This is a genomic window from Streptomyces sp. W16, assembly GCF_033194735.1.
In the GTDB taxonomy this organism is placed as follows: Bacteria; Actinomycetota; Actinomycetes; order Streptomycetales; family Streptomycetaceae; genus Streptomyces.
Map to the genome: position 1 here is coordinate 1 of NZ_JAWOAI010000629.1, position 4,998 is coordinate 4,998.

Genomic DNA, 4,998 nt, shown 5'->3' on the forward strand with positions numbered 1-4,998 from the left:
GGCGGCGGGTGCGGCGGAGGCCCGGGCGGTGGCCAGATGAGCGGGGCCCCGCAGCAGGGCTGACCGCGGTACCGCACGACAGGGGCGGCGCATCCGTACACCGGGCGCGCCGCCCCTGTCGTATGCCCGTTTCCGATACGCCGGTCAGCCGAGCCAGTGCCGGCGGCCGACGCTGATCAACCGCATCTGGCGGGTGGCGAGTTGGGTCACGCGCTCCTGCTCCTCGGCCGTCGCCTCCTGTGCCTCCAGGAGGAGCGAGGCCGTGACGAGCATCTGGTCGACGTAGAGGTGGGCCAGCATCAGCAGGTCGGAGTCGTTCCAGCCGCTCGACTCCGGGTCCTTGGCGAGTTCCGCCTTCACCTCCTCGGCGAACCGGGCGAGTTGCTCCCGGATGGCCTCCCGTACCGGCTGCACCCCGCCGTGCCGCTCGCGGGCGAGGAAGCGGACATGAGCCGGGTGGGTGTCCACATGGTCCGCGATCAACTGGACCGCGCGCACGATGCGTTGCTCGCTGTCCTCCGCCGTCGCCACCGTCTGCCGGATCATCGGGTGCAGACTGCCGAGCGCCTCCTCGACGAGTGCCACCCCGAGGTCGGCCGTGGAGCGGAAGTGCCGGTAGAAGGCGGTCGGCGCGACCCCGACGGCACGGGTGACCTCGCGCAGGCCCAGGCTGCTGAGGCTCTGCTCCTCCAGCAGCCCCAACGCGGCGTCCAGCAACGCCTGTCGGGTCTTCTGCTTCTGTACCTGCCGGATGCCGAGGGTGTGACTCATGTCATCCAGTTAACAACTGTTCTCCGGAATTGAAAAGCCGACGAACGCGCTAGACTCAAAGTCAGTGAACAAGTGTTACTACAACCGTTCACCGAAACGTAACGAGAGTCTTCTCAAGTCATCTCGGAGGGGGATTCATCCCATGCTGGTCCTCGTCGCAGCGCTCCTGCTGTTCGGCGTCGTGATGGGCACCGTGGCCCACGCGTCGTTCGCCTTCACCGCCGTCGCCGCCACCGTCATCGCCGTATGGCTGGGCATCTTCGCGCTCCGCGAGCGGCACGGCCGCCGCGGCCGTACGTCCGCCAACTGACCGCCCGTCCATCCGCCCACCCGATCCTCGGGAGCCGAACCACCATGCAACTCACCGCACCGGCAACCAGCAGCACCACCACCGACATCAAGGCCGCCGGCGGCCGTGACGCCGACGGCATGGCCGTCGCGTCCTTCATCCTCGGCCTCGTCGGCCTGCTCGTCCTGAACGTCTTCCTCGGCCCGATCGCCATCGCCCTGGCCGGCGCGGCCCTGTGGCGCGGCACCGCCCGCCGTGGCCGGGCCTTCCTCGGCCTCGGACTCGGCGTCGCCGATCTGCTGGTCCTCGTCGCCTTCATGCAGTTGGACAGCACGGTCTCCTGGAACTTCTAGCCCGGCCCGCCCCTCCGGGGTGCCCGCCGGGGACCGTAGAATCGGCGGCACCATGGCATACCTCGACCACGCCGCGACCACCCCGATGCTTCCCGAGGCAGTCGAGGCGATGACGGCCCACCTGAGCATCACGGGCAACGCCTCCTCCCTCCACGCTTCCGGCCGCAAGGCCCGCCGTACGGTCGAAGAGTCTCGGGAGACCCTCGCCGAAGCGCTCGGCGCCCGCCCCAGCGAGGTGGTCTTCACCTCCGGCGGCACCGAGGCCGACAACCTCGCGGTGAAGGGCCTGTACTGGTCCCGCCGTGACGCCGACCCGGCCCGCACCCGGGTCCTGGCCAGCCCCGTCGAGCACCACGCCGTCCTGGACGCCGTCCACTGGCTGGGCGAACACGAGGGCGCCACCGTCGAGTACCTCCCGGTCGACTCCTACGGCCGTGTCCACCCCGAGGTGCTGCGCGAGGCCATCGCCCGCAACCCCGACGACGTCGCCCTGGCCACCGTGATGTGGGCCAACAACGAGATCGGTACGGTCCTGCCGGTCCGTGAACTCGCCGATGTGGCCCGGGAGTTCGGCGTCCCGCTGCACGCCGACGCGGTGCAGGCCTTCGGCCAGGTCCCGGTCGACTTCGCCGCCTCCGGCCTCGCCGCGATGACGGTCTCAGGCCACAAGATCGGCGGGCCCTACGGCATCGGCGCCCTGCTGCTCGGCCGCGAGTACACCCCCGTACCCGTCCTGCACGGCGGCGGCCAGGAACGCCATGTCCGCTCCGGCACCCTCGACGTCCCCGCGATCGCCTCCTTCGCGGTCGCCGGCCGCCTCGCCGCCGAACAGCGCGAGTGGTTCGCCCGCGAGATCGGCGCCCTGCGCGACGACCTCGTCGCAGCCGTCAGTACGGCGGTCCCGGACGCGATCCTCGGCGGGGACCCGGTGCACCGGCTGCCGGCCAACGCCCACTTCACGTTCCCGGGTTGCGAGGGCGACTCGCTGCTGTTGCTGCTGGACGCCCAGGGCATCGAGTGCTCCACCGGCTCGGCCTGCACTGCGGGGGTCGCCCAGCCCAGCCATGTCCTGCTGGCCACCGGCACCGATCCGGACCTGGCCCGCGGCACCCTGCGCTTCTCCCTCGGCCACACCTCCACGGAGGCCGATGTGGAGGCCGTGGCGAAAGCGATCGGCCCGGCGGTGGAACGAGCTCGCGCCGCCGGGCTGACCTGACCTTACGTAGCTGCCTAACTGTCCGTCACCATGAGGGAGGCCATCATGCCTTCGTCCTCATGTTGGAGGAGATGGCAATGGAGCATGTACATGTACGTGTCGTCGCTGAAGTCGGTGAACTCCATGGCGATCTGGATCGAGCCGCCACCGACCACTTCGTAGGTGTCGTACCAGCCGAGTTCGACGCCCGTCGGTGTCTCGCCGTTGATCGCTATGAGCTGGTACGGCACGTCGTGCAGATGGAACGAGTGTTCCAGCTGGGTGCTGTTGGTGATCGTCCAGATCTCCTTGGAGCCCACCGTGGTGCTGATCATCGCCATGGAGTCCATGCTGGTGCCGGCCGAGCCGTTGATCAGCATGGTGGTGCCGCTCTGGCCGAGCGTGATGGTGCGGGCGGTGAAGTCGGTGGTGTCGTACCGGTCGATGGTGTTGAGGGTGCTGGGCAGGTCGTCCGGGGTGTCCGTGCCGCTCGCGGTGATGGCGAGGACGTCGAAGGTGCCGCTGCCGCCGCGTACCCAGCCGGTGGTGACGACGGCCTGGAGCGTCGCGTCCGCGGTCAGGTCCATCACGAACTCGGCGCGGGCGCCGGCCACCAGCCGGATGGACGTCACGTCGGTCGCCTCGGTCAGATATCCCTGGTCGGTGGAGATCTGGCTGAGCGTGCCGCCGTCGCTGCGCTGGATGGTGATGATGTCGGAGGGCGAGGCGTTCAACATCCGGAAGCGGGTGCGGGTCTTGGTGGCGGTGAAGCCGAGCGTGGTGGAGTCGACGTTCGTGCCGTTCAGCAGCAGCGGGTAGCTGAGGCCGGTGCCGAGGTAGCCGGCCAGGTCGTACTTGATGTCCCCGGCGCTGTCGGTGGCGAGGCACTGGAAGATGAGCGGGATGTCGTCGACGCCGTAGTCGCTGGGCAGCGCGGCGGACGCGTCCGTGGAGTCCTCGACGATGATCATGCCGGCCAGGCCGTGCACGGCCTGCTTGGCGGTGGTGCCCAGGGCGTGCGGGTGGTACCAGAGCGTGGTGGCCGGGTCCTTGACCGTGAACGTGGGCGACCAGGTCGTGCCGTCGGAGAAGGCGACCTGCGGGCCGCCGTCCATCTTGGCCGGGACGTGGGCGCCGTGGAAGTGGACGGTGGTGTCCTCGCCCAGGCTGTTGGTGATGTTCAGCAGGACCGTGTCGCCGTTGGTCCACTTCATGGTGGGGCCGAGGAACGACTGGTTGTAGCCCATGGTGTCGCTGGTGACACCGCTCAGCACCTCGGCGGTGCCGGTCTTCGCCTCCAGCGTGAAGGTGGTGGTGCTGTCGCTGGTGGTGCCCTCCAGGAGGTCCGGGATGACAAGGGTGCTGTCCGCCGCGGACGCCTTGTTCTTCGCCGCGTCGTTCAGCAGGGAGAAGGCACCGCCGGCCGCGGCGACCGCCGCGATGCCGGCTCCGGCCATTCCGCCGAGGAACTTGCGCCGGTGCAGACCCTTGCCCCGGGCCGCGATGTCCTTGGCGTGCTCGCGCTTCTCGGCCGTGTTCTTGCGGTGGTTGCCCTTGTCGGTCGCTCCGGACGCGGGCTCGCTGGTGTGTGTCATGCGGCAGAGATTTGACCTAAGGGCTGTGTAAAGACTGGGGGGTTGTTAGTAGCCAGCGGAGCAAGCTGTGGAATCTAAGTGTGCGGGATCTCTCCTCAACTCCCCTTGGAGCGAAGCCGAGTTGGCGTATCCCAGGTCACATCTGGAGCAGGGGACGCATCGGACACCGCCGTGACTGAAACGACTCATAGCCAAAGCATCGTGTGGCCTGGGTCACACCTGCGTCCGGTGTGCCCGCCTTACGAGTGTCATGTACCGGTCCCAGTCCCAGTACCGCCCGGGGTCCGTGTGATCCGTCCCCGGCACCTCCACGTGCCCGATGACGTGCTCCCGGTCGACGGGCATTCCGTACCGTCGGCATATCTGCGCCGTCAGCCGCGCAGAGCCCGCGTACATCGCGTCCGTGAACGAGGACGCCCGCTCCACGAAGCCCTCGTGCTCGATGCCGACACTGCGTTCGTTGTACTGCCGGTTGCCCGCGTGGAAGGCCACGTCCAGCTCGCGGATCATCTGTGTGACGTGCCCGTCCTTCCGGACGATGTAGTGCGCCGCCGCCTCGTGCGCGGGGTCCTGGAAGGCCTTCACCGCACTGTCGAAACTGCCCTGGGTGACATGGATGACCACCCGGTCTATCGCGTAGTCGTCCGGCCGGTCCGCCCGCCGGTAGTTCGCCGAGGACGCGGCCACCCATGACGCGCCCCGGAAGTCGACCGCCCCCGGCGTCCGCGGCTTCTCCACCCCCGGCAGCCGCCACCACAGCCGCGACAACTCGTCCCGCGCCAACGCGGCCGTCCC

General features: G+C 69.0%; 6 protein-coding genes. 3 read left to right on the forward strand and 3 right to left on the reverse strand.

What is annotated here, in order from left to right; genetic code table 11:
• Positions 1-144: 144 nt before the first annotated feature.
• Positions 145-771, reverse strand: a complete 627-nt coding sequence (locus R6V09_RS45660) for a TetR family transcriptional regulator (RefSeq protein WP_317887377.1) — start codon at positions 769-771, stop codon at positions 145-147.
• Between the two features lie 142 nt (positions 772-913).
• Here R6V09_RS45660 and R6V09_RS45665 point away from each other — a divergent pair, with 142 nt between their 5' ends.
• Genes R6V09_RS45665 through R6V09_RS45675 form a run of 3 tightly spaced genes read left to right on the forward strand, consistent with a single transcriptional unit; the run spans position 914 to position 2,629 of the window.
• Entirely contained in the window at positions 914-1,081 is a 168-nt protein-coding gene (locus R6V09_RS45665) for a hypothetical protein (RefSeq protein ID WP_019068631.1), read from the forward strand.
• A gap of 44 nt (positions 1,082-1,125) precedes the next feature.
• A complete protein-coding gene (locus R6V09_RS45670; protein ID WP_317887378.1) occupies positions 1,126-1,413 on the forward strand; it encodes a DUF4190 domain-containing protein in 288 nt (95 codons plus the stop codon).
• Between the two features lie 52 nt (positions 1,414-1,465).
• Positions 1,466-2,629: a cysteine desulfurase family protein gene (locus R6V09_RS45675; RefSeq protein ID WP_317887379.1), complete on the forward strand. Its 1,164-nt coding sequence runs from the start codon at positions 1,466-1,468 to the stop codon at positions 2,627-2,629.
• 14 nt (positions 2,630-2,643) lie between these two features.
• On the opposite strand, the gene R6V09_RS45680 is transcribed toward R6V09_RS45675, so the two are convergent.
• The gene (locus R6V09_RS45680) at positions 2,644-4,203 is read right to left on the reverse strand and encodes a multicopper oxidase family protein (protein WP_317887380.1); all 1,560 of its coding nucleotides are present in this window, start codon (positions 4,201-4,203) and stop codon (positions 2,644-2,646) included.
• A gap of 213 nt (positions 4,204-4,416) precedes the next feature.
• The coding region (locus tag R6V09_RS45685) for an N-acetylmuramoyl-L-alanine amidase (protein WP_317887381.1) at positions 4,417-4,998 on the reverse strand (582 nt) is incomplete at its 5' end.